19 protein-coding genes are annotated in these 26,201 nt (G+C 45.0%); 5 read left to right on the plus strand and 14 right to left on the minus strand.

The features are described from left to right. Positions 1-187: 187 nt before the first annotated feature. From ACXACM_RS14505 to ACXACM_RS14515, 3 genes are read right to left on the minus strand one after another with little or no spacing between them, the layout of a single operon-like run. Positions 188-3,241 carry an efflux RND transporter permease subunit gene (locus ACXACM_RS14505; RefSeq protein WP_474822601.1) on the minus strand — a complete coding sequence of 1,018 codons (3,054 nt, stop codon included), beginning with the start codon at positions 3,239-3,241 and terminating at the stop codon, positions 188-190. Then, on the minus strand, positions 3,238-4,335 hold the full coding sequence (locus tag ACXACM_RS14510) for an efflux RND transporter periplasmic adaptor subunit (protein ID WP_474822603.1): 1,098 nt from the start codon (positions 4,333-4,335) through the stop codon (positions 3,238-3,240). The genes ACXACM_RS14505 and ACXACM_RS14510 overlap by 4 nt, the downstream gene beginning before the upstream one ends. Further along, positions 4,328-4,888, minus strand: coding sequence for a TetR/AcrR family transcriptional regulator (locus tag ACXACM_RS14515; protein WP_474822604.1), 561 nt, complete (start codon positions 4,886-4,888; stop codon positions 4,328-4,330). The genes ACXACM_RS14510 and ACXACM_RS14515 overlap by 8 nt, the downstream gene beginning before the upstream one ends. A gap of 152 nt (positions 4,889-5,040) precedes the next feature. On the opposite strand from ACXACM_RS14515, the gene ACXACM_RS14520 reads away from it, so the two are divergent. Further along, complete coding sequence (locus tag ACXACM_RS14520) at positions 5,041-5,514, plus strand: hypothetical protein (protein ID WP_474822605.1); 474 nt, start codon at positions 5,041-5,043, stop codon at positions 5,512-5,514. Positions 5,515-5,621: 107 nt separating this feature from the next. On the opposite strand, the gene ahpF is transcribed toward ACXACM_RS14520, so the two are convergent. Both ahpF and ahpC read right to left on the minus strand, forming a co-directional pair. Then, entirely contained in the window at positions 5,622-7,208 is a 1,587-nt protein-coding gene (ahpF, locus tag ACXACM_RS14525) for an alkyl hydroperoxide reductase subunit F (RefSeq protein ID WP_474822607.1), read from the minus strand. Positions 7,209-7,306: 98 nt separating this feature from the next. Beyond that, positions 7,307-7,864 carry an alkyl hydroperoxide reductase subunit C gene (gene ahpC, locus ACXACM_RS14530; RefSeq protein ID WP_474824368.1) on the minus strand — a complete coding sequence of 186 codons (558 nt, stop codon included), beginning with the start codon at positions 7,862-7,864 and terminating at the stop codon, positions 7,307-7,309. Between the two features lie 278 nt (positions 7,865-8,142). On the opposite strand from ahpC, the gene ACXACM_RS14535 reads away from it, so the two are divergent. After that, entirely contained in the window at positions 8,143-9,495 is a 1,353-nt protein-coding gene (locus ACXACM_RS14535; protein ID WP_474822608.1) for a DUF2252 family protein, read from the plus strand. Between the two features lie 52 nt (positions 9,496-9,547). On the opposite strand, the gene ACXACM_RS14540 is transcribed toward ACXACM_RS14535, so the two are convergent. Both ACXACM_RS14540 and ACXACM_RS14545 read right to left on the minus strand, forming a co-directional pair. Next, positions 9,548-11,227, minus strand: coding sequence for a response regulator (locus ACXACM_RS14540; RefSeq protein WP_474822609.1), 1,680 nt, complete (start codon positions 11,225-11,227; stop codon positions 9,548-9,550). A gap of 171 nt (positions 11,228-11,398) precedes the next feature. After that, complete coding sequence (locus tag ACXACM_RS14545; protein ID WP_474822610.1) at positions 11,399-12,352, minus strand: diguanylate cyclase; 954 nt, start codon at positions 12,350-12,352, stop codon at positions 11,399-11,401. A gap of 113 nt (positions 12,353-12,465) precedes the next feature. Here ACXACM_RS14545 and ACXACM_RS14550 point away from each other — a divergent pair, with 113 nt between their 5' ends. Beyond that, complete coding sequence (locus ACXACM_RS14550) at positions 12,466-16,161, plus strand: ATP-binding protein (protein WP_474822611.1); 3,696 nt, start codon at positions 12,466-12,468, stop codon at positions 16,159-16,161. Here ACXACM_RS14550 and ACXACM_RS14555 read toward each other — a convergent pair. Continuing rightward, positions 16,142-16,801, minus strand: coding sequence for a 2OG-Fe(II) oxygenase (locus tag ACXACM_RS14555; protein WP_474822613.1), 660 nt, complete (start codon positions 16,799-16,801; stop codon positions 16,142-16,144). The two genes, ACXACM_RS14550 and ACXACM_RS14555, sit on opposite strands and share 20 nt — an antisense overlap. 171 nt (positions 16,802-16,972) lie before the next feature. On the opposite strand from ACXACM_RS14555, the gene ACXACM_RS14560 reads away from it, so the two are divergent. Together ACXACM_RS14560 and ACXACM_RS14565 are read left to right on the plus strand one after the other, a co-directional pair. Beyond that, positions 16,973-18,526, plus strand: coding sequence for a GNAT family N-acetyltransferase (locus ACXACM_RS14560; RefSeq protein WP_474822615.1), 1,554 nt, complete (start codon positions 16,973-16,975; stop codon positions 18,524-18,526). Between the two features lie 156 nt (positions 18,527-18,682). Next, positions 18,683-19,477, plus strand: a complete 795-nt coding sequence (locus tag ACXACM_RS14565) for a hypothetical protein (protein ID WP_474822617.1) — start codon at positions 18,683-18,685, stop codon at positions 19,475-19,477. Positions 19,478-19,538: 61 nt separating this feature from the next. Here the strand turns inward: ACXACM_RS14565 and rpsO are convergent, their stop codons facing one another. The 6 genes from rpsO to rimP form a co-directional block, all read right to left on the minus strand. Beyond that, positions 19,539-19,808, minus strand: coding sequence for a 30S ribosomal protein S15 (gene rpsO, locus ACXACM_RS14570; protein WP_216026662.1), 270 nt, complete (start codon positions 19,806-19,808; stop codon positions 19,539-19,541). A 97-nt stretch (positions 19,809-19,905) separates the two neighbouring features. Beyond that, positions 19,906-20,892: a tRNA pseudouridine(55) synthase TruB gene (gene truB / locus ACXACM_RS14575; protein ID WP_474822618.1), complete on the minus strand. Its 987-nt coding sequence runs from the start codon at positions 20,890-20,892 to the stop codon at positions 19,906-19,908. Beyond that, on the minus strand, positions 20,893-21,291 hold the full coding sequence (gene rbfA / locus ACXACM_RS14580; protein WP_474822620.1) for a 30S ribosome-binding factor RbfA: 399 nt from the start codon (positions 21,289-21,291) through the stop codon (positions 20,893-20,895). Between the two features lie 83 nt (positions 21,292-21,374). Continuing rightward, on the minus strand, positions 21,375-23,993 hold the full coding sequence (gene infB / locus ACXACM_RS14585) for a translation initiation factor IF-2 (protein WP_474822621.1): 2,619 nt from the start codon (positions 23,991-23,993) through the stop codon (positions 21,375-21,377). Between the two features lie 16 nt (positions 23,994-24,009). Next, on the minus strand, positions 24,010-25,512 hold the full coding sequence (gene nusA, locus ACXACM_RS14590; RefSeq protein WP_474822622.1) for a transcription termination factor NusA: 1,503 nt from the start codon (positions 25,510-25,512) through the stop codon (positions 24,010-24,012). A 48-nt stretch (positions 25,513-25,560) separates the two neighbouring features. Further along, positions 25,561-26,019, minus strand: coding sequence for a ribosome maturation factor RimP (rimP, locus tag ACXACM_RS14595; protein WP_474822623.1), 459 nt, complete (start codon positions 26,017-26,019; stop codon positions 25,561-25,563). Between the last annotated feature and the right edge of the window lie 182 nt (positions 26,020-26,201).

The following is a 26,201-nucleotide window of genomic DNA, read 5'->3' on the forward strand; positions in this document are numbered from 1 at the left end:
TTTCAGGCCAGGGAATGACGTGTTCCCCACCGACCAACTTAATGCGAAGGGCTATATTACAAACTGACAGAGGAAATGCAAATGATAATGAATCTTAATCGCAAATTATTGTAGATTTGATTGGTGGAAAAAGGTGTCACGTTTCCGTTGAGAAAAGCGACACCTGATATGTGAAACAAATGCGGGGTTAGGTGGCAGACGTGCCTTTGTCATCACTTCTAAAGAACAACCAATACAACACAGGGACTGCTACCAGTGTCAATAGCGTTGCAAACGTCAGCCCTGACATGATAGTAACAGCCATACTGGCAAAAAAAGCGTCCCATAACAGAGGGATCATTCCCAGTACAGTAGTAAGCACTGCCAGCATAACTGGTCTGACACGGCTTAAACTTGCCCCCATTATAGCGTCAAAAAGTGGGCCGCCCTGCCTTCTTCTTAAGTCTGTTTCGTCAACCAGTACAATAGCGTTTTTAATCAACATGCCTGATAGACTCAGCAGCCCAAGTAAAGCTGTGAAACTAAAGGGCATACCGGTAAATATTAAGCCTGCCGTAACGCCACAAATCGCCATAGGAACAATGAACCAAATCAACAGAGCCTGTCTCATAGCGTTAAACAGCAAGATGGTGATCAAAATCATACTTAAAAAACTCAATGGAAGTTGTTGACCCAGGCTTGCCTGTGCATCACGAGAACTTTCGTACTCGCCACCCCATTCAAGGATATAGCCATCAGGTAAAGTCATACTATCGATGGCTTCCAATACGTTTGCCCTGGCTTCAGCAGCAGTAAGCCCGTCAGCAGGTTCAGCCTGTACGGTCAGAGTTCTCACCCGGTCCCGCCGTTTGATAATGCCGTCATGGGCCTGGATATCAAACTCTGTCACCACCTGTGTGATGGGAATAAAGTCCTGTTGAATTTCACTCCAGATAAGGCGGTCTTTCAGCCAATCCATATTCTGACGTTCAGATACTGGTGGGCGAATGACCACTGGGATCTGTCTGTCATCCTCGCGGTAAATACCAACTGTTTGCCCCTCTGTGGCGAACGCCAGGGAGTCAGCAATGTCAGTTCTAGATAAACCCACTACTTTGGCTTTTTGATCGTCCACTATGGGGTAAAGTGTGAACTCCCTTTGACGCCAGTCTTGTCGTACATCAACTATAGTCGGTTCGGCACGCATTATCCCTGCCGCTTTAGCAGCCAACTCACGCAATACATCAGAATTAGGCCCTTTGAAGCGGGCTTCAATTTGAGCACCTGTCGCTGGCCCGAAGAATAGCCTTTCCGTATACACTTCTGCCTGGGGGTAACGTTGACGAATTTCTTTATTTAACCGTGTCATTACCGCCGGGATTTGCTCCAGCGTGCCCGTGCGAACAATTAGCTGGCCATAAGAAGGGTTAGGTAACTCAGGAGAGTACGTAAGCATAAAACGGCTCGCTCCCATACCTATAAAGCTGGTTACGTTCGTCACTTCATCTTGTTCCAGCACTAATTTTTCAATATCGCTAATATCCTCTTCTGTTGCGCGGATATCACTGCCCTGGGGCAGGGTATAGTTGACGTAAAAAATTGGCGTGTTTGAAGGAGGAAAAAACGACTGTTTTACCAAACCAAATGCCATCAGACTAACTGCAGTGGTTGCCACCAAAATGAGCACGGTAATACGGGGGAAGCGCAACGCGCCTCGCAACAGCCCTTTATACAGGCCATAGCCTTTGCCTGCGTACTGTTCCTGCTCATTGTTACCGTCCCGCTGGTCAAAGAAATAATGTCCCAACAAAGGCGTAACGGTTACCGCAAGCACCCAACTCAGTAACAAGGATATGCAGATAACGGCAAATAAAGAAAACATAAAGTCGCCGGTACTATCCTGAGATAATCCAATACCTGCAAAGGCCAGAATGCCGATCACTGTGGCAGCCAGAAGTGGAAACTGGGTTTGTTGCGAGGCCTCTTCAGCAGCAGTCACTGAATCCTGCCCTTTATGCATATTGAGTAGCATAGATTCAGCAATTACTATGGCATTGTCTACCAACATCCCCATTGCAATGATCAACGCGCCCAACGAAATACGTTCCATTTGTATTTCGAAAATCCACATCATTAACACCGTGCCCAGCACAGTAAGCAACAGGGTTGAGCCAACAACCAGACCTACGCGCCACCCCATTACCAAAAGCAAAACAGCAACGACAATAGCCACAGAGGCCGCAAGGTTAATCAAAAACTCGTTGATAGCATCGTCAACGACTTTGTGCTGCTCATAGACAGGTAAAATATCTACCCCTAGTGGCAACTTCTCTCGCAGCGTATCGAGGTGAGCTTCAACATCATGGCCAATATCAACAATATTAAGGTCACTTCTTCCCGCAATCGCCAGACTGAAGGCTTCTTTGCCGTTGAAGTGCACTATTTGGCCAGGGGTTTCCGATTCCACCCGATACACCGACGCGATATCACCAATGTGGAGTTGCTCAGTCGTGCCAGGTACGCCGAACTTCAGATTGCGTATAGACGCTTCAGAGTCGTCACCAGCGGGAACAACCAGACGAATACGCTTGTCTCCTACCCGCATACTACCGGCATCAGCAATGGCGCTTTCAGTCTGAAAAACACTAGCGATTGAAGACATGGAAATTCCAAGACTTGCAAGCTTTTCCTGTGTTGCTTCTACATAAATGGTCTCTTCGGGTACACCACCCAATTGCGCTTGCGTAACGCCGGGAACAGTGAGTACTTCACGTCGCAGCCTCGTTGCCAGTTCTTGCTTTTGCTTATTGTTAAATCCTTCAGCAACTACCGCATAGAACATGCCGTAAACGTCACCGAAGTCGTCATTTACGATTGGCGTGTAGGCGCCTGACGGCAATTGCATTGCAGCTGCATTCACTTTGCGTCGCAACTCGTCCCATGCTTGTGGAAGCTGATCACTGCTATAGTCATCGCGGATCTCCACAGTAATTTGCGACTGACCAGGTAACGAGCGAGAGTTGATATCACCTAGTTGTGCCAACTGCTGAATAGTTGACTCCAGAGGTTCTGTTATCTCCTGCTCCACTTCTTCTGCTGTGGCGCCAGGATAATTAGTAGTAACGATGGCGGTCTTAACCGCAAAAGCAGGGTCTTCAAGCTTTCCGATCTTAACAATACCAATTATGCCACCGACCAGACAGATGACCATTAGAAGCCATACGGTTAACTGATTATTAATGGAATACGTGGCTATTCTCATAAAACCTGACTCTCTTTGGTAAATTCACGCACTGCCATGCCCTCTTGCAGCGCTGCTACACCTGCAGCAACTAACTTGTCGCCAGGAGAGACACCACGGGTAATTTGCGCCTTGCCATCGCGGATCAGCCCAACATCTACCGGCTGATATGACACTTTACCATTGTCTATACGCCAAACAGCAAATTCGCTGCCTCCGGTAGAATCAATGGCAGTCATGGGCACCCAAAGCCCTGTTCCGATAGTCGGGTTCGCTATCACAACCCTTGCCGTAAGTACCATTCCGGGTAGTAGATCCAACCCTTCATCCCGAGGCAACTTAAAGGTCACCTGATAGGTTTGGGTAGCGGTATTGATTTCCGTTTTGTTTTCTAGATACGTCAATGCAACGGGATTACCGTCACTGTTGGTAAGCAACTCTCCGTCTTCGTTTTCCAAAAACACTTTGTAAGCAGGATTTCTTTCAGATGCATAGCGCATAAGTTGCTCAGGTACGTTCACGTGAACACGTAGAAAGTTGATATTTTGTACCCTTAATACAGATTGATTGGGTTGCACATAGGAGAATTTTTCTACTAACCGGTTAGTGATCAAGGCATCGAAAGGAGCGTGCAACACAGTGTAATCGATGTTGATTTTAGCGTTCTCCACGGCGAGCTCCGCGTTTTCATAAGCAGTTTTTAATGCGTCAAAATCGCTCTGACTAATATAATTGTCATTTTGCAATTGTTTACCACGCTCATAATCAGATTTCGCTTTGCGAAAACTTGCTTCGGCCTGTTTTAACGCCAGGTTGTAATCCTGGGGTTCCAACGCAGCCAGCGTGTCACCTTGCGGGATTACAACTCCCTGGCGTTCCACAAGCTTATTGATGCGACCGGCGACCTGAAACGCCATGTCTACCGTGCTCAGTGCATCTACACGAGCGACAAAGTGCCTTACCACTGTCTGGTCATTATCACTTACAGTAAATACCTGAACCATGGGTGCAGATTGCTGCTTTTCACTACCTTCGGGCTGCGAACAACCAATTAGTCCTATACAGGTAAAAATCACCAACACAAGTGCACGTGTTTTTAATAATACTTTATTCACCCTGGTCATCCTCTAATGCAACCGCCATATCAATTAATTTATTTCTTAAACTAGTACGCTCTTTTTCATCAAAAGGGCTAACACCAAGCAATTCCTGAAAACTGAGACCATCTGCTGCAAGCCATAACAGAAGACTTTTATCAGCGTGTGGTTCAGACAGAATGTCATCTTTTTTACCGTTCACCATGTCGCACATCGGTGAAAGTAAATCTGGATTTTCAATAGCTGCAACCAGTAGCACTTTCGCCTCCTGCAGAAGCAACTTATCGTGACTTAATTTACGGCTTCTCATCATAGAAGTGATAGTTAAGCTATCGTTATGCTGCTCCTGTACTTGCTCCATATCACTGTGGATCGCATTCATCATGCTTTCAAGCATACCAGTCAGTAGCGCTTCTTTATTAGGAAAATGATGAATTAACCCACCTTTGCTCAAGCCACACTTTTTCGCCACGTTATCTAACGTTAATTGTTTGGGACCATCGTCCACAGCAATGGTTGTGGCCGCCTTTAAAATTCGTTCTCGTGAGGTTTCCGATTTTAAATCAGACATTGTCTCTCCACATACAAACCAACTGGTCGGTTTTTAAATGATCCAGTGTTAAAAGTCAAATTTCGTTTTTGTTACAGCCGGAGATAGTGATATTGGGAACAAAGAGTGTGGTATGATTATCAATTAACTTCGTTTTTAACTTCACCAGTACCATGACATCGACAACACAACGGCATTTAGTCAATGTGGATATGCTCTTGTCAGATATCGACGGGCTTAAACATCAGTGTTATCCGAGACAAGCCCACGGACGTCTTCTCACTGCGCTGAAAAATGAATTCATTGCCCTTTCCTATGCAGTTAAACACGAAACAGTTCACTCTTTTCATAGCGCCGTCGTATCGATAGGCCTCGAAGAAACATTGCCTGCCAAAGGGATGACGGATATTTACGCCCGATTAATTACCTACGTATTGGAATATTGGGAAACCCAGGAAAAGATAGACAGTATTATTGATAGTTGTTTTGACACGAACGCTGAAAAGCGCCTTCAGCTATTACAAGTCAAAGCCATTCGAGCGAAATCCCAGTTTAAAACGGTGGCAAAGGCCATGGGAACACTCGATTACGAACACTGTATTAATGTACTTGGTTTAAATCAGGAAAACTGGGTGTGGCAGAATTAACGCGCTGGTTTACCTTAATTTAATGCAGTAGGCATCGGATAAGAAAAAAGCAGTACCAGGAAACTGGTACTGCTTTTATTGTTATCTCAACAAATTAACACGGGATCTTATGCAGCAGTGTCGTTTTCGCCTTCAGGTACTTCATGGGTCAGTAAGAACTCAAACGCAGATAATGATGCTTTGGCTCCCTCGCCCATTGAAATAACGATTTGCTTATACGGTACTGTGGTAACATCACCGGCAGCAAAAATACCTGGTTCAGACGTTATGCACTTATTATCGACAATAATTTCGCCGTGTTTCGTCATATCAACGACGCCTTGCATAAACTGACTGTTCGGTACCAATCCAATCTGAACGAAGACACCCGCCAGAGGCAACGTTGTTACTTCCTGAGTCTCCCGGTCAGTGTACTCAATAGCTGAAACCTTGCCATTGTCTGCGACAATCTGGTTAGTGGCTACATTGCGCAAGATGGTGATATTTTCACGCTTCTCTGCTTGTTTAACCAATACTTCATCAGCTTTTAAAGTAGGCATAAATTCGAACACAGTTACCGACTTGACGATACCAGCTAAATCTAATGCCGCTTCTATTCCTGAGTTGCCGCCACCTATTACCGCAACGTCTTTGCCTTTGAAGAACGGGCCATCGCAATGGGGACAATACGCCACGCCATTCCCAACATTTTCTTTTTCACCGGGAACGCCGAGCTCTCTCCAGCGCGCACCTGTGGCGACAATAATTGAACGGGTGCGGATCTCTTCGCCTGAAGACAAGGCAACAATCTTGATATCACCCCTTTCGATATTTTCGACTTTCACGTGTTCTTTTAACGTGATCTCATAATCTTTCATATGTTCCATCAGGTTTCCGACTAATTCAGGACCTGTGGTTTTAGGCACAGAAATCAGGTTTTCAATGCCCATCGTATCTTTAACCTGGCCACCAAAACGGTCGGCTACGATAGTTACGTTCAGCCCTTTACGCGCGCTGTATATTGCAGCGCTAACACCAGCAGGACCTCCGCCGATAACAGTCACATCCTGTAAAGGCATGCGCTTGCCTTTGTTCGCTTCTTTCAATGATGGGTTGCGTTCCAGTAGTTTATCAATGAGGATGGACGCATCAACTTTACCGTTCGCGAACAACTCTCCATTCAAATAAACACTTGGCACACCCTGAATGTCTCTTTCTGCAATTAACGTTGGGTATACGCCGCCATCAATCATCTCAGAGGTAATATTCGGGTTTAATAATGCAAACTGATTCAATGCCTGAACTACATCAGGACAATTGTGACAGCTCAGGCTGATGAACACTTCAAAATGCAGTGGTTCACTCACCTCTTTTACAATATTCTGCAGATTTTCATCTACCTTCAAAGCTGTGCCTGACGCGTGCAATATAGCCAGAATCAACGAGTTGAACTCGTGACCACCAGGGACGCCGGAGAAACGAATACCGGTATCTTCACCGTCGGCTTCAAGCAAGAAGCTTGTTGCACTGCGTAACACGCCTTGTGTATCGCGTTCTTCCAACTTAATTTTGTCACTTACACTTGCTACGCCAGACAGAAATTCAACCAGTTCGCCGCGCTTACTGTGTTCTCCAGTTTGCACAACGAATGTTACTTCTTTCTGCATTGACGCAGTGTAGCCTTTCAATGCCTGTAAAATTTCTTTAGTTAACACAGTATTTCTGCCTTTTGCTTAGGGTCTGACTGACCTCAGTGTTGAATTGGTGCAGGCTACTTACCTGCACCGTCACAAAACGTTGGCAACAACGTTTATTAGATTTTGCCTACCAGGTCTAACGAAGGCGCTAGTGTTTCTTCACCTTCTTTCCATTTAGCAGGACATACTTCACCAGGGTGAGAAGCAACATACTGTGCTGCTTTAACTTTGCGAACTACGTCATCAGCTTCACGGCCAATGCCTTCTGCAGTAATTTCCATAGCTTGTACGATGCCGTCAGGGTCGACAACAAATGTACCGCGGTCAGCAAGGCCCATGTTTTCGCGCATGCAGTCGAAGTTACGCGTGATTTCACCCGTTGGGTCGCCAATCATTGCAAACTTGATTTTACCGATAGTGTCAGAAGACGCGTGCCATGCTGCGTGGGTAAAGTGCGTATCAGTTGAAACAGAAAATACTTCTACTCCACGAGACTGTAGCTCTTCGTATTTGTCAGCAATATCGCCAAGCTCAGTTGGACAAACGAAAGTAAAGTCAGCAGGATAAAATACAAATACCGCCCACTTACCCTTGATATCTTCACTACTTACCTCAACAAATTCGCCATCTTTAAATGCATTTGCTTTAAAAGGCTTGATAGCAGTATTAATTATTGCCATTGTTAATCTCCATTAAGTTAGTTTAGTTGTGTCGTTCGCTCCGAAACGGAATGCGCATGGACACGGTATTTACGATAAAAATGCAACCTTGGTTTGCCTCTTTGGAAAACTCGTTGCGCTTGACTGGTATATAGAATAGTTGTTGCAGAAAGAAAAAGATAATTGGTATTGTTGAATACCTTAATTTATTTTATAGATTAAAAGAGCAATTAATGCTCATCGTTATGAATTAGGCAAAATTAAACATAATGACAAATACTAATGAAAAAAAGATGACACAAATGACAAGTTCGGAATTGGCGCGATTAGCCACTATTCAAGGACAAGTTAAGAGAATTGATGGCCGTGAGCCTGATCCACTCCTCAGCAAGCATGCCAAAATGGCAACATCCCCCTTCCTCTTTTTCAGAGGCAGTGCCCAACTTTTTTATGCCGACATAGCCAGCGGCATGCTCTCTCTGCCAGACGCGCTCCTTAAAGTACCCCTAACTTGCGTTCTTGGTGATTGTCACACTGCTAATTTTGGTTTTATGACAGAAGAAGGGTCTCACGGCGACAACGTAATTTTCAGCCCGAATGATTACGATGACGCTTGTGTTGGTCATGCTGTGTGGGATTTGTGCCGCTACATGGTGTCTTTAAAACTTGCCATTGATCATTGCCAGGGTGTAAAAGCCGGCCGCTATCGGGGAGACAAAACTAACACCCCTAAACCCGCCGTCGAATACGACCATTTTGACCTTGCCATGGATGCATTTCTCGATGGTTACATCACCGTGTGTGAAAGAGTGATAGACGACCCCACAACACTTTACGATGCGGTAGATAACATCACCGAGGGCACCCGACTACACAAGTATTATCAAAAAGCGAGCGCAAGAGCTGCCGGTGGCGATGAATTCACAACTAAAAGCGCCTTAGCTAAAGCCGTTCAAATGCGCGATGATGGGTTGGCGTTTCGCCGCAATCCAGAAAAATATTCGCCATTAGCTACACATTACTACACACGGGTTTATGATGCTTTTTCACCGTATATGGATGAAGATGTCATTGATATTGTAGAACGAAATCAAGCGGGTACAGGGTCAAACAACCTTTCCAGGTTTTACTTCTTAGTCGGCCCTGCAAAACCGCATACAGAAGCCAGTTTTGCCCGCTGCCATATTGTTGAAGTAAAACAGCAGCGGGAAGCAGCCCCCTTGCATTTTTTCCCCGGCTTGTCGCCGGTCAATTGCTTAAACCCGGCTCACTTAACGGCCCGTTGCCAACGTAAAATGCAGAGAAACGCGGATCTACTTCTGGATGAAGCGGAATGGCAGGATAGTCACTGGCTTATCCGATCTCGTCATCATGCCCGGGTTGGTATTAATCCGGAAGACATCGGGATAGGTAACAAAAGTGTTGATGGGGGATTTGTGGATTTCGCTCAATTATGCGGCGAGGCGCTAGCTTATGCTCATGCAAGGGGAGACAGGCGCTCAGTGGAGTTTGAAACTTCGATGCTTGGTGCACTTGCTTCCAGCAAAGAAGCACTGAAATGTACAGCAGAATCTTACGCGGGCACAGTCATTAGCGATCACGCACTGTGGTTGCGGGTATTAACAGGGTTGTCGTCAAACGTCTAAATAATGACAGTTGAGCAATGTACCCTAAGCGCATTGCTCATTTGTATAACCTTCAGGAAGCGAGCAAAGAAGAAGACTCTGATTCTAAGTTGTCCAGTGCTGACTGAATGTGCAGTTGTTGTATATACTCATCGCGTTTGGCTGCTTGAGTTTCAGCTAACGACCCTTTTAGCAATGACGACGCTGCTTTCACCGCCTGTTCCTGCTGTTCGTTGTTCAACGGTTCCTTTTTGGTTAACTGTACCAAAACTTTTAGCAAACTTAGCGCAATTTGCCTGTTACCCGGAGATAACGTTAGCGCCTGTTTTAAATTGTTATATGCAGGAATAAACCGGTTTTCTTTATAATTCACCGACGCCATTTCTTTGAGTTCCAGCGTGGTAAAATTAATCTCTTTACGCTCTATAGATTCCTGCTGAATATATTCATCCACAACCTGGCTGGCAAAGGTGTCGCCTTCAATCTGGCCGCGTAATTTATCTAACAAGGCCAGACACTGCTCTCGCATACCCAACTCATGATATGCTTTCATTCTATCGAGGTTATCTTCCATGGAAAACCCATCAGTATCAGGTTTTTGGCTCTTCATAATTGCTTCGGCAGCTTTCTTCTCTTTACGCAGACATAGCATTCGGGCCCGCATAACTGAAAATTGCTCTGACAGGGAACTCTCCAGATTTTTTTGTTTTTCTAATTGTACGATGTCACTTTCTACTTTTCTGATCAGTGAACTCGCTTCTGCTGCTGTGCTCGCTGTTGCCATGTCCACTGTGGCTCTAATGACATTCAGGCTCAATTCTGGGGAATCGTGTATAGAGTTCTTCGCAAACTTCGCCATTGACTGAACTGCCATCAACTGACCAGGCTTGTCATGATTTAGACGAGCTAAATCCCACAGCCGTTTATTTCTTTCGATGTTTCTAGGTGCAAGCTTGCAAGCTTGCTTCATTTGCTCGTAGGCTTTCTCGAACTGGGATTTTTCAATGTAATATCGGGCGAGCAAATCGTACACGTGAAAGCGGGTGTCAGCTCTTGCGAGCAAATCTTCGATTAGCGTTTCGGCTGCTTCCATTTTCTCCTGCTTAATGAGCGCTTTTACAAGGCCGATATGTACCCACGCGTGATCGAACTCAGCTAATAACCCACGAAAATACGCTTCCGCTGTTTCGTATTCCCTCAACGACAGATAGCTATCACCAATGATGCGTTTTAGACGAGGATGAAACTCAGCCACCTCACGACTTTGGAGTTGTCGTTCTGCGTAGTAAATTGCTTTAGCGTACTCTTTGTCATACAAACAGTTTAATAACTTATGCAATGACTGGCGTATTTTTATTAGCCACGTCAAACGTTGTTCTACCCTTTTGCTATCTAAAGGCTTAACCCAAAAATCATCTGGCTGTAGCTCAACAATACAGTTTACCAGTTCCTGACTGGTTTCTGCGCTGAGAAATACTACGGTAGTTTTCTCAGTAATGTGCTGTAGGTGTTTAAGCTCTTCAAAAAGATGAAAACCGTCCTTATCGCTACTTACATTAAAAGCAATTAATACAAAATCGAAGCTATTTTCTTCGCACAAGCGAATCGCGTGATACGCGTTGAACGCACTGCTTACTTTATTGATGCCTATTTCACTTAACGCATGGTTGAGTACATCATGTACGAGAGCTTGATTGTCAATGATAAGAGCATTGAGTTCATTTACGGGGGTTGAGGGAGACAACTTTTCCAAAATTAGATCCAGCGGGTTATTTCTTGAACTGCCCAGTACTTACTTCCTGTTGCCAGCGAGCGAAGCTTTCCATCTCTCCGTTTATCCAGCGAATTAAGTACTGCATTGCTCTTAACAATAAACGGTATAGCGGCCCGTGGCAACACAGAAATACAATATCTGGTTGCTCTGCTACCCTTCACTGATTTTTTTATGACCCTTACTAATAAACGGATGGAACTTCACCTTATTACGCCCTGAACTTTTCGCTTCATACAACGCCTCATCAGCTGTATCTACTAACTGACGAGCTTCAACAGAACAATAATGATCCGGAGATAGTTTAAGCGCAGTGACACCTATACTAACTGTAAGGTAAGGTTCGGCGGTGGCGGCTTTGTGTTCAATTTTTTTCTTGTTGAATTGCTCCACAATTGTCTCGGCAATAGTCATTGCACCAGTACTTTCCGTTTCCCCTAAAATAATACCAAATTCTTCCCCACCCAACCGGCACACCAGGTCAGAACTTCGTCTGGCAACATCTTTCAATATACGGGCAACTTGCACGAGACAGTCATCCCCTTTTCCATGTCCGTAACGGTCGTTGTAGGCTTTAAAGTCATCTATGTCTACCATGAGGATGGCGATGTCTGACTGAGCCCGAAAGCCTCGCTCAATTTCCTTAGCTAAGTTTTCATCGAATTTACGCCTGTTCGCCAACCCAGTAAGCGCATCGGTAGCCGCCAAAGAAGCAAGCTGCAATGTCTGTTTATAGAGTCTCGTGTGCGTACGCACACGCGCGCGGAGAATGGGGACTTCAATGGGTTTGGTAATGTAATCCACTGCCCCCAGTTCAAAACCTCGGGTTTGTTCCTTCACTTCAGCCAAAGCAGACACAAAGATAACCGGAATATTAAATGTTTGATCGTTAGACTTAAGTTCCCTACACAAAGAAAAACCACTTGTTCCAGGTAACATGACATCTAGTAAAATTAAATCAGGCTTTGAAAATGCCGCTAATGTGAGGCCTTCATCTGCTTCAGTTGCAACCAAAACTTCATAATCTGCAGATAACGCATCTGCGATAAGGCTGATAGTTGTGATATCGTCATCTACGATGAGAACCCGTGATTTAGATATCGACATATCAACAATCCCTTTGTTTATTTGTTGCAATTCTCGTTGTCACGCTATTATCTTCCTATTATGAATTATCACTAACCGCTGTGTTTCTCTATGTCATAGCTCAGGATAGCGCTTTGAAAACCGACTTAATGCCCCATGGACACGCACAGGTTTTGGCGTCAGAAACCTTTTGGATTAACCTGGTCTCTGACCTGGTTTTCTCTGCGGCCTATTTCGCAATCTCAATTACACTTTACTACCTTGTTAAAAAACGCCCCAACCTGAAATTCCGTGGCTTACTGATCCTGCTTTGCCTATTAAGCGCACTTTGTGGTGTCACTCACACCGTAAGTATTTTCGCTGCCTGGCAGGGTATTAATGAACTGTACGGTGTCATCAAATTGGGCACCGCCATTGTCACGTGTATAACCGCTTATAAAATATATAGTTCCATTCCGGTTGCTCTGCAATTACCAAATCGCGATCAAATTAAAAAAACGTTAGAAAACGCAAGTAAGATCAAAATTAAGGAATTGCAGAACACGCATTTGAATCAAACTTCTGCTATTCGTCGTGAAAGTGCTGACCACGCTCATACAAGCATGCTGGTATTGAAACGAAATGGCATAATAATAGTTGCTAACGGTGAAGCCTGTAATTTATTTGGCTATACAAGAGAAGCGCTGGAATCAAAACACATTAAAGAAATCGTAAATATTAATGACATTGAAGCTTTTTTCAGCGCAACGAAACAGTCAGAAAACGCCGAACAGGACAATGAGCATGACACTAACTATTGTGTAGCAATACATAGAAGTGGCTCCAAAATACCTGTTAGATTGAAGCTTACTCAAACCAATAATGCAGATTATCTATATTACTTGACTCTAGAAGACATCTCAAAACAACTTGCCATAGAAACAGCTTTAAGTAACAGCCAGGTACTCACCGAAAACCTGATTGCTAATTTACCTATGGGTATTCACATATACGGGCAATCAGGTAGCAGTTATGTATTAACACATGAGAATAATAGAGCCAAAGAGCTTCTGGACAGCAAAGACGCTTCAGACTTTTCGGCCATGCCGGAATTAAGCTCTATTTTTACCGATTTACGTGCACCGACTACTCACCTGATTCATTTACCTGGGTCATCTAATCAAAAAACACTCAGACTTCACGTTTTCTCTGCTACACAATCCCACGTAGTTATCATGTTTGATGACATTACTAAACAATCTCAGCTTGAGGCACAGCTTGTTGAAAAGGAAAGCATTAATCGTCGTGTTATTGATGCGTCCATCGCTGGAATGTATATCTATGACGTAATCGGGCATCGCAATCTTTTTATCAACGCTCAATTCAGTGCAATTACCGGCTACAACCACAAGCAACTCGACAGCCTTGACGATGGAATTAAGGCCTTGGTCCACCCGGATGACAGACAGAGATGGAGCAATCATATAAAGCATTTACTCAATGCCCCACAAGCGTCAGATGCACTGACTATTCAGTATCGCGTGCAACATGAAAATGGTTCGTGGGTATGGGTGATGGCTCAGGATGCTGTGTTTGAGACAAATAACGAAGGAAAAGTAAGTAAATTAATCGGCTCTTTACTTGACATTACCGCTCTGAAAACCATGCAGGAAAAATTGCGTGCACTGAAAGAAACCGCAGAATTGGCCAACCTATCAAAGAGTGAATTTCTGGCGAACATGAGCCATGAAATACGCACTCCAATGAACGCAGTTATCGCCCTGACTGACATGGTGTTAGAAATGGAGATGTCCAGCAAGCAGCGGGAATATATGAAAAAAATTCAAACATCCTCGCAGTCGCTGCTGCATTTACTCAACGATATTCTGGATTATTCAAAACTTGAAGCAGGTAAAGTAAGCGTTCTTGCTGAACCTTTTGATTTATTCAAAATGCTGTCAAACAGCCTGAGCCTTTTTTCGAGTACCGCTTCACAAAAGCACCTTATCCTAAATGCTAATGTGGAAAAAGACGTTCCCCGGTATGTCATTGGTGATGCCAAGCGCATCGGGCAAATAATCAATAATCTGTTGGGCAATGCCATCAAATTTACAGAAACAGGCAGTGTAAGCGTTTCGTTATCTTCCACCAACAGCACTGTCTCATCCGCAACCTTTGTCAAATTTACCATCGCCGATACGGGAATTGGTATTGATGAGGAACATTTATCACGACTTTTTCAGTCTTTCTCACAGGCTGACGGCTCTATCGAACGGCGCTTTGGTGGTACAGGGCTTGGCCTGGCCATCAGTAAAAAGTTATCAGATTTACTGGACGGTAATATCTCGGTGGAAAGCAAGGTAAATGAAGGCAGTCAATTTACCCTACAGCTCCCCCTTGTTGTTGATGGTAATGCTCACAATCAAATGGCAAAACAATTTGAAAATCTCAACGCAGAAATCTTAACCCACGACACGGATACAGCAGAAAAGCTTGAGCGATATTTAGACAGCGTAGAAGCTTTGTCACATCGCATTGAGTTATCAGATTTCCTCAACAGCGACAATGATAAAAAGCGGGATATCATTTTTGTAGACTTGTCGAGTTTTACTCGGCAAGAAAAACAAGATGTGTTGGCAAAACTTATTAAGATGAGAAAGAAAACGTTGTCTAAAGGCATCATTTTTATTAGTGGCGAAAAAGAATACTACGACAGAGTTAGTGATATTATGCTCAATGTGGCCTCATCTTGGTTATTGCGCCCGTTTTTAGCGTCCGACATCGAGTCTGGCCTACTGACATTGGTCGAAAATACGCTTCTCTCGCTGCGCCCACTCACTTCCTCGGCACATTTACAGTTTAAAGATGCGTCCGTACTGGTAGTCGAGGATCATCCCACCAACCAGTTCGTGGCGACAGAACTATTAGAACAACTGGGCATAACGGTATACATTGCCAACAATGGCGAGGAAGCCATTAAAGAGTTTCAGCGTCACAATCTGGATCTGGTCCTTATGGATATACAAATGCCAGTTATGGATGGCTTTACAGCATGTGAACAAATAAGATCGTTACCAACTGGTAAATCAACCCCCATTTACGCCATGTCTGCAGCGGTGATGGCAACGAATCAACAACGAGTTGTAGATACAGGAATGGATGGACAGATTGGTAAGCCCATTGTTCGGGATGAATTATATGACTTACTCATCAAAGTAATGCCTGATAAAAAAATAGGACTGGATTCAAAACCACGAAAAGTGGTTGAAGCCAGTAGCGATGATAGACGCAGGTTGACCCAAATAACGGCTCTACTGCCAAACTTTGATGTCACCTCTGCCTGTGAACGCCTGGGTTTCAATGTGCAATCGTACGTCGATTTATTAACCAACTTCACATTGCATTTTGCTAATTTCAAAGAACACCTGGCAGATGAGGATGACAACGAAACACTTAAAAGAATGCTGCATAATCTAAAGGGTATCTCTGTGTCTATAGGCGCTTCACAACTGCATGCTGAGGTTACAAATGCGGAACATTTGCACAACACACATGAATGGAACAACAGAGACAAGTTACTAGACTTATTTGGTGAAGCCTACACAAGGATACATCAAGCTCTTGACCAACTTTCCCAGGACGTAGCATCGCAGCAGACGACTACATCTTATGAAACGTTTAAAGCCAATCTGACAGAACACAAATACATGAGCAGGCAGCATATCCAATCTTTGCGTCCCACCCTGACGTCCCGTTTTGGCCCCCAGGTTGCCGAAGAAATCATTAAAGCTACAGCCGTATTCAATTTTAAAAAGGCGTTAGCTTTACTCACTACCGAGGAGGGTCAATAGCTCCGCCATGGGAACCGTTCACCCTAAACCACCCGGCGATGGAATAGCGATCCCGGGCAGCAGGCAACACCTCATGGGGAAAGTCTTCACTTAAAAACACCGCGATAGTACCAAAGGCTGGCTGCACCCGAATACCGGCTTTATCAGTATCATTTTTATAAATAACCAGTTGACCACCATCACTTTCCTGCCAATGTTTATTTAAGTAAGTAACCAGAGACAAAACCCGGTTAGTACTTCCTTTGAAAGCATCATAATGACGCTTGTAAAACATACCTGGTTTATAATGAGCAAAATGACTTTCAAAAGAGTGCAACCCAAGCAGCAACCGTCTGTTTAGGTATTGTTGAAGCTCCGCACACCAAGATAGCCACATTTGACCTGTTGGCGTGTAACCATCAATCCAACAAATTTCGTCCCGACGAATAGAGTGATCGGTATGATATTCATCGCTCCTTCCAATTCCGGCTTTCTCGAAAATAGCATCAGACATCTGCTGGTTATGGAGGTATAAACTCTCAGCTAACTCAGCGGGTAACCCATCGGTAAGTACACAATAACCGAGTGTATAAATATCATTGGCAATCTTTTCGAAAGCCGACACATGTGCAGCGGGCAAATCTAAATTGGTAGCGTGCATTACGAAACGTAAACAGGTGAAAAAGTGGCGAACTTATACGCCTGAAAACCGGTTCTGACAATCTTTTTTTATCCTTTTATCAAACCTTTTAATGCACTTATAGAAAGGATCCAAACTTTCTGTCATTGTGTATATATGCCAGAAGTAAAATGATTATCAGGTAATACAAAAATGAGTCACGATATTCACGCAAACGAAGAAACAGAACACCATTTAGAACTTAGAAATTTAACACTGGAAGACTACACAGATGTAAAGGAGTTAATGGATAAGGTATACGTGAATGTTGGTGGAGCCTGGCCCTATAAGAATTATAAAGCGCAAGTAACGACGTTTCCTGACGGCCAAATATGTATTGAAGACAAAGGAAAAGTCGTCGCGTTTGCCATATCGGTTATTGTGGACTATGACCAGTTTGACGACAAACACACTTACGATGAAATTACCGGTGATGCCTATCTAACTACTCACGATCCAAATGGAGATGTTCTGTATGGTGTGGAGGTAATTGTATGTCCTGACTATCGCGGTTTACGTCTGGGCAGGCGACTGTATGAAGCGCGCAAAGAACTATGCCGGAACCTGAATTTACAATCGATTATGGCAGGCGGGCGTATTCCCAATTACGGAAAGCATGCAGCGACCATGACGCCCTACGAATACATAGAAGCAGTTAAATCAAAGGATATCTTCGACCCGATCCTCACGTTCCAATTGTCAAATGGCTTTGAAGTGAAGCAGGTTTTACAAGCGTATTTACCTGAAGACAAGGCCTCACGAGGTTATGCGACCTTGCTACAATGGCATAATATTTATTATGAGCCAGGAAAACCCCGGTTATTTGGCGGCAGAAAATCAAGTGCAAGAATTGGCTGTATTCAATGGCAAATGCGGTACTTTGAGAATGTTGAGAGTTTACTGCAGCAAGTGGAGTATTTTGTAGATGCTCTGTCAGACTACGGTTGTGATGTGGCTTTATTCCCCGAGTTTTTCAATGCCCCACTTATGGGACTGAGTCCTTCCCAGGAGTCTATTGACGCAATATGGCATTTAGCTACTTATACCGATGAAATCCTTACTGCCATGTCGCACCTGGCAGTGAGTTACAACATCACTATCATCGCCGGTTCGATGCCGGTGGTTGAGGATGAGGAGTTATATAACGTCAGCTACCTTTGCCGTAGGGACGGCACCATTGAGAGCCAGTATAAAATACACCCTACGCCCCATGAGAAAAAAGACTGGATCATGAAAGGCGGCAATGCACTTAGTGTGTTTGATACCGACTTCGGAAAAATTGGAATATTAATTTGCTATGACGTTGAGTTTCCGGAATTAGCCAGGCTGCAGTCGGAACAGGAAATGCAGATATTGTTTGTCCCTTTCTGGACAGACACAAAAAACGGCTACTTAAGAGTACGCCGTTGCGCACAAGCCAGAGCCATTGAGAACGAGTGTTATGTGGTTATAGCGGGCAGTGTAGGTAATTTACCCAAAGTGGATAACGTTGACATACAGTACGGCCAGACCGCTGTGTTCTCGCCATCAGACTTTTCATTTCCACATGATGCTATTGTTTCAGAAACTACCCCCAACACAGAAATGACACTGATTGTGGATCTCGATTTAGATAAACTAACCAAACTTCAAAACGAGGGCTCGGTTAGAAACTACCTGGACAGACGACGTGATTTATACCGCGTGGAGTGGATTGGAGACGAGTAAATCAGATAGACTATATACAAGCTTAGCCGACATGTGAATGCACTAGCCAGTCGTTTGCTGCTTGTTATTTGCTGTCAGTAATGGTATTGATTCTCATAAACTATTTTCCTGCCGTTGGGCAGGATGCAACCTGAAGTAGAGTGTTAAAGAGTAAGTATGTCCAACGATTCAAGAAATGACGATTTCCCCACCATTAGGTTGGATGATGAAGATCGTCGCGATTATCAGCAAAAAAAGCGTCCGGCTTCCAAAGACAACAAGGCAGCCAGTCCCTCTGCAGAAGCATCCAGCTCAAAACCGGTTGCCGCAAGTTCTGGCTCCGGAGGCACTATGTGGGCTGTACTAGCCTTAATCGTCGCCCTCGTAGGTTGTGCCAGCAGCTACTATTTATACTCGCAACTTCAACTACAGCTTGCAGAGGCTGAAAAAGCAGACAATCGCATTGCCCAACTAGAGCGCAAGCTGTCTGCTACTGGCGAAGAAATGGGCGAGTCGACAGTTGCCCTTCAAGTGAAAGTCAGTGAACTTACTGATAAAAGCAATGAACTTTGGGATCAGATGGATAAACTCTGGGCTTCTGCATGGCGTCGCAATCAAAAAGAAATTACTGAGCTTGGCGACAAACTAAATAGTACTAACAATACTCAGTCCGAATTAAAGAAAACGGTATCAACTGTCTCAGAAGACATTAAAACCCAGCAGACGAAACTGGCATCACTGAACAATCAGTTAAGCGGTATTGCCGATGAAATCCTCGCGCTTAATGTGCAAATCGAACAGGCAGCCGGGGATAAAAATGCACAGGCACAAACAGTGAAAAGCCTCACTGATAAATTAAGTGTATTGGAAAACAGAAGCGGCAACCTCGCAAATCAAATCAATACCCTGAGGGATGACATGCGTGAATTGGCAACAAAAGTAGCCAGTCAACCTTCCCCATCAGGCGTATAGCGTTTAAATTACAGCCACAAAAAAAGCGCCGTTCGGCGCTTTTTTTGTTTGATACCCAGTCTTAGCGACGCAGGCCCAAACGCTTGATAAGATCAAGGTAACGTTCTGCATTCTTACCTTTAAGGTAATCAAGCAATTTACGACGCTGGCTAACCATACGCAATAAACCACGACGTGAGTGGTGGTCTTTTTTGTGGCCAGAGAAGTGAGATTGCAATTTGTTGATGTTGTGAGTCAACAGTGCAACTTGTACTTCAGGTGAACCTGTATCACCTTCTTTAACGCCGTATTCAGAAACGATGTTTGCTATTTCGTCTTTCGTTAGTGACATATTTTTCTCCTAGTGGAATTAAATTTCGCCGATCACTAATTCAGCGAAATTATGAGAGCGCGTATTATAACGATCGCGTTATGATTCGCAAGTAAATTCAATCTGACTGCGTCGGATAAACCACTCGCCGCTTTGGTGAAACAAACACCGCGTCACCCTTTGCGTTAGGCTGGTCTTTAGGTGATACCACCCCTTCTCCAACGCCGAGAAAAACAGGATTTTCTTCGCCTTGGCCATACACCCGATACATAGCATTCAGCGTAAGGGAGGCGTCACAGTCTCCCACAACACTTTGACCATGTTCAAAACGATGCTGTTGCTGCGTGTTTAGTGTCAATGCCGGCAACGATAAAACCGCAGTGTCCATAGGGAGTAATAAATTGTCCAGGGGCGTGAATTCAGCTTCTTCAAGCGAGCTTTGCAGTTCCACGAGATCATCTAAACTGATCATATTACCTGCAGGGTAATCAGCCACCTGCGTTCTGTGCAAACGTGTAACATAAGCGCCGCAACCGAGTAGTTGACCAATGTCATCAACCAATGAACGAATATAGGTGCCCTTACTGCATCGTACACGCATGTCTACACAAGGCATATCAATACGAGTAATGTCTAATTCAAACAGAGTGATATCCCGTGCCTCACGCTCAATGGTAATACCTTGGCGAGCATAGTGATATAGCGGTTTGCCCTGATGCTTTAATGCGGAAAACATTGACGGAATCTGTTTACTTTTCCCCAAAAAACCGCTGCAGGTTTGCCTTACCTCTTGTTCGCTAACATCCACTGCTTTCGTCTCGACCACCTCGCCATCTGCATCTGAAGTTGTAGTACGAATACCAAGATGCATAGTGACTTCATAGGTTTTATCAGCATCCAGCAAAAATTGAGAAAACTTAGTTGCTTCGCCTAAACAAATGGGCAGCATGCCACTGGCAAGGGGATCAAGCGCACCAGTGTGGCCCGCTTTTGCAGCCTTAAACAGCCAACGTACTTTTTGCAGAATTTGATTAGAAGAGCCCCCAGTGGGTTTATCAAGTAATAGAATACCGTTAATCGCCCGGCCCTTGCGCTTTCTACCCATTTAGTCCTGCTCTTCGTCCCGCGGTTTATTTTTTTCTTCGTCTTTTGCTATGGTCTCAGATACCAGGTTTGCAATGCGAATACCTTCAGTTAACGACTCATCACGGAAAAAATGCAAATGGGGCACACTTCGCATTCTCAATCGCTTCGCTAACAGCGAACGTACAAAACCCTTGTTCTCTTCAAGTAGCTTTGTATGTGCTTTCGCATCGGCTTCTTCAGCACCATAAATTGTGACATATATTTTCGCATGGGCGAGATCTCTTGATACATCCACGTCTGAAACTGTGATCAGTGGCATATCACCAATGCGATGTTTATATTCATTTTGCAGAATACTGGCAACTTCTTTATGAACCTGCTGCCCGACTCTGTCTGTACGAGAAAATTCTCTCGCCATAATTTACTCCTTAAATCTCAACGGATGAAAGAGACAAAAACGGGGGCCGTAGCCCCCGCGCTTCTGTAAATCAACCTATTGGATTAGATTTGGCGTGCAACCTCGACAACTTCGAAAACTTCGATTTGGTCGCCAACCTTAACATCATTGTAGTTCTTAACGCCGATACCACATTCCATACCATTACGGACTTCCTGGACATCGTCTTTAAAGCGACGTAGGGATTCTAGCTCACCTTCGTAAATAACCACGTTTTCACGTAATACGCGAATTGGGTTACTGCGCTTCACTACACCTTCTGTCACCATACAACCGGCAATCGCGCCCAGTTTTGGTGATTTGAACACATCCCGCACTTGTGCCAATCCAATGATTTCCTGACGGAATTCCGGCGCAAGCATACCACTCATTGCGGCTTTTACTTCGTCAATTAGATCATAGATTACGCTGTAATAACGCAAGTCAATTTCTTCACTTTCAACAACGCGACGCGCCGTAGCATCAGCACGTACGTTAAAGCCAAGAATAATGGCGCCAGAAGCAGCGGCCAATGTCGCATCTGTTTCAGTAATACCCCCCACGCCACTACCAACGATATTGATTTTTACTTCGTTGTTAGACAGCTTGATCAATGATTCAGATATTGCTTCAACGGAACCTTGCACGTCTGCTTTAAGTACAATGTTCAACTCGCTAACATCACCGGCTTCCATGTTCGCAAACATATTTTCCAGCTTCGCTTTTTGCTGTCTGGCCAATTTGAGTTCACGTTTCTTCTGATGACGCTTAGCGGCAACTTCACGGGCTTTACGCTCGTCCTGAACCACAACTGCATCTTCACCAGCAACAGGTACACCTGACAAACCAAGTACTTCTACCGGTGTGGAAGGGCCAGCTACCTTAAGCTCTACGCCATGCTCATCACGCATCGCACGAACACGTCCGTATTCTTCACCACACAGCAGTATGTCACCGCTGCGCACTTCGCCTTCCTGAACCAACACAGAAGCAATTGGACCGCGTCCTTTATCAAGACGGGATTCAATAACGATACCACGGCCTGGGCCAGTTGGTACTGCTTTGAAATCGAGCAGTTCAGCTTGCAAACTGATAGCTTCAAGGAGTTCATCAACACCCATACCTGTTTTCGCAGATACGTTTACGAACTGGTGTTCACCACCCCACTCTTCAGAGATAACTTCAAGCTGGGACAACTCCGTTTTCACCCGATCAGGGTCTGCGGTTTCTTTGTCCATCTTGTTCACCGCAACGATTAGTGGAACATCCGCGGCGCGAGCGTGTTGAATCGCCTCTTTAGTTTGCGGCATTACACCATCGTCGGCGGCAACAACGATAACAACAATATCGGTAGCCGTAGCACCACGGGCACGCATTGCAGTAAACGCCGCGTGTCCTGGTGTATCCAGGAACGTGATCTCGCCGTTGTCAGTGTGAACTTTATACGCACCGATGTGCTGCGTAATACCACCGGCTTCACCATCAGCCACTTTAGCGCGACGAATGTAATCGAGCAGCGACGTTTTACCATGGTCAACGTGTCCCATGATAGTTACCACTGGCGCACGAGTAATTTTCTCACCTTGGCCGGTATCTGCCATCAATTCGTCTTCGAGGGCATTGTCATTAACCAGTTCATATTTGTGACCCATTTCTTCAACCACAAGTGTAGCTGTGTCTTGGTCAAGAACCTGGTTAATGGTAGCCATTTCGCCCATCTTCATCATAGTCTTAATGACTTCATTTGATTTGATAGCCAACCGATTAGCCAACTCGCCTACGGTGATTGTGGCACCCAGTTTAACTACACGCTCAACAGGCTGAGCTGGTTTATTAAACCCTTGTTTCAAATGCTCACCGGCGTTCTTTTTAGACTTTTTACGACGACGGGAAGAACGCTCAACCTGCATATCTTCTTCGTCTTCAGCTTCCTGTGCATAGCGATTAGAGTGCATATGAACGTCAGCCGCTTCTTCACGTTTGCGACGCTCTTCCTCTTCCTTCCAGCGACGTTCATTTTCTTCAGCAAGACGACGCGCTTCCTCAGCAGCTCGCTTTGCTTCTTCTTCAAGCTTGCGTTTTGCTTCTTCTTCCTGCTGTTTACGAATACGCTCTTCTTCCTGACGAGCAGCTTCTTGCTCGGCAAGCTCTTCTGCAGACAATTGTGGTTCGTCTGAAGTTTGTGCTTCTTTTCGAGCTTTTTCAGCAGCTTCTTTGCGAGCGCGCTCTTCTTCCGCCTTTTTCTTCGCTTCCGCTTCCATTCGCGCTTTTTCTTCGGCTGCTTTGCGCGCGGCTTCTGCAGCAGCTTCTTCCGCAGCTTTCTGTTCTGCTTCCAGACGCGCCCGTTCTTCGGCTAGTCTAGCCTCTTCTTCAGCCTGACGCTGTTCATCCACTTCGCTGCGCTTAACGTAAGTGCGCTTTTTGCGCACTTCCACCTTGACAGATTTAGACTTACCCACACTCAGAGTGCTTGTTGTCTTGCGCTGTAAGGTCATTCGCTTCGGTTCACCAGCACTCGCGCTGCCATGCTGTTTACTAAGATGATCAAGCAACTGCTTCTTTTCATCTTCAGTAACTGCATCTGTCGCGTTTTTAGTGATACCAGCATCTTTAAACTGGGTTACCAGGCGGTCAACGGTTGTTCCAATATCATTGGCGAGCTTTTCAATCGATACTTCTGCCATCTCTGTTCTTTTCCCCTTATTGACCTTCTTCTTCACCAAACCAGACAATATTCCGTGCCGCCATAATTAGCTTTCCGGCGTCTTCTTCAGACAGTCCTTCGATATCACTGATATCGTCTGTTCCCTGCTCAGCCAGCTCTTCAAGGTCAGTAATTCCACGGCTCGCAAGGACATAGGCAATGTGTTTATTCATACCATCGAGGTTCTGTAGCGCTTCTGTAGGCTCTGCCCCTTCCAGGCTTTCTTCTGTAGCAAGAGCACGGGTAGTAAGCGCTGCTTTTGCACGACTGCGCAACTCTTCAACGGTGTCTTCGTCCAGGCCTTCAATGGCCAGCAGCTCGCTGACTGGCACGTACGCAACTTCTTCTAGCGTACTGAAACCTTCGTCGGCAAGGACAGCTGCAAAATCTTCATCAATATCCAGACCTTCAACAAACACGCGAAGCACTTTTGACGTTTCCTCTTCGTGTTTCTTGTTGAGATCATCCACTGTCATTACGTTCAATTCCCAGCCTGTCAACTGACTGGCCAGACGAACGTTTTGACCACTCCGTCCAATGGCTTGTGCTAAGTTATCTTGCTCTACCGCGACATCCATGGTGTTGCTGTCTTCGTCAACAACGATAGATGCAACTTCTGCCGGCGCCATTGCATTGATAACGAATTGTGCAGGATTTTCATCCCATAAAACGATATCCACACGTTCACCACCGAGCTCACCAGAAACCGCCTGAACACGAGAGCCACGCATACCAACACAGGCACCAACTGGGTCTAAGCGCTTGTCGTTAGTTTTAACTGCAATTTTGGCACGTGAACCAGGATCACGGGCTGCAGATTTGATTTCCAGCGTTTCTTCCGCAATTTCAGGTACTTCCAAGCGGAATAATTCAACCAGCATATCTGGGTGTGTACGACTGATAAACAACTGCGCGCCACGTGCTTCCGGACGAATGACGTAGAGTAAACCCCGTACACGGTCGCCCGGACGGAAAGTTTCCCGAGGCAACATATCGTCGCGATAGATAACGCCTTCTGCATTATTACCCAAATCGATAATGATATTGTCACGGTTTACTTTTTTCACCGTTCCGGTAACCAGCTCTCCAACTTTATCTTCGTATTCTGCCACCATTTGCGCACGCTCTGCTTCGCGCACTTTCTGCACAATTACCTGCTTGGCAGTTTGGGTAGTGATACGGTCAAATGCGATGGATTCAATTTGCTCTTCAACGTAATCGCCTAATTGAACGTCGGGTTCGTCAACCTGGGCTGCAGAAAGCGTAATTTCAGCATACGGATTTTCTTGTTCCTGATCATCAGGAATAACTTGCCAGCGTCTGAACGTGTCGAAATCACCGGTAGTTCTGTCGATACTAACGCGGACTTCGATTTCACCTTCATTTTTCTTTTTCGTCGCACTGGCGATCGCAAATTCCAGTGCTTCAAAGATTTTTTCTCTAGGCACTTGTTTTTCATTTGAAACGGCTTCTGCCACTAACAAAATTTCTTTATTCATTTTCGCCTCACTGATGCTTTCATAAATCTGAAAGCGACTGCTGTTCCATTAGTCAAATGTGGGAACAATGTTTGCTTTTTCGATATTCGCCACAGCTAACTGGAACTGCTGGCCATCCACTTCAATGCTGATCATGCCGTTCTCACATGCCAACAGCTTACCTTTGTAATTCCGTCTGTTGTCCATAGGGACAGTAAGTTTTGCCTGGATTATTTCACCTAAGGCAGCCTTGTAATGACTCTCCTTAAAGAGTGGACGATCCATACCCGGTGAAGAAATTTCCAGGTTGTACTCCGTACTAATTGGGTCTTCCACATCCAGAATGGCACTTGCCTGGTAACTGACCTCAGCACAATCATCCACGGAGATCCCATTTTCGTGATCTATAAAAACCCGCAAAATAGAATGTTTACCTGCGCGAACGAACTCAACACCTACCAGTTCATACCCTAAGGCTTCTACACCAGGCTCAAGCATTTCGGTCAGTTTGTCTTCAAGCTTTGCCAATCCTTACCTCCAAAAACGAAAAAAGGGCGATACGCCCAACGAGAATATTTCTTCCTCCAGATGGGGACGAAATACGTTATTACAACAAAAAGCCCCGGACCAGCGGGGCTTTTTGTTAAAATCTGAACCCGACTGCAATAGCAGTTGTGAATATCTGGGCATCGATAACATCAGATAAGATG

It is taken from the genome of Alteromonas sp. AWQ4_252 (assembly GCF_056158205.1).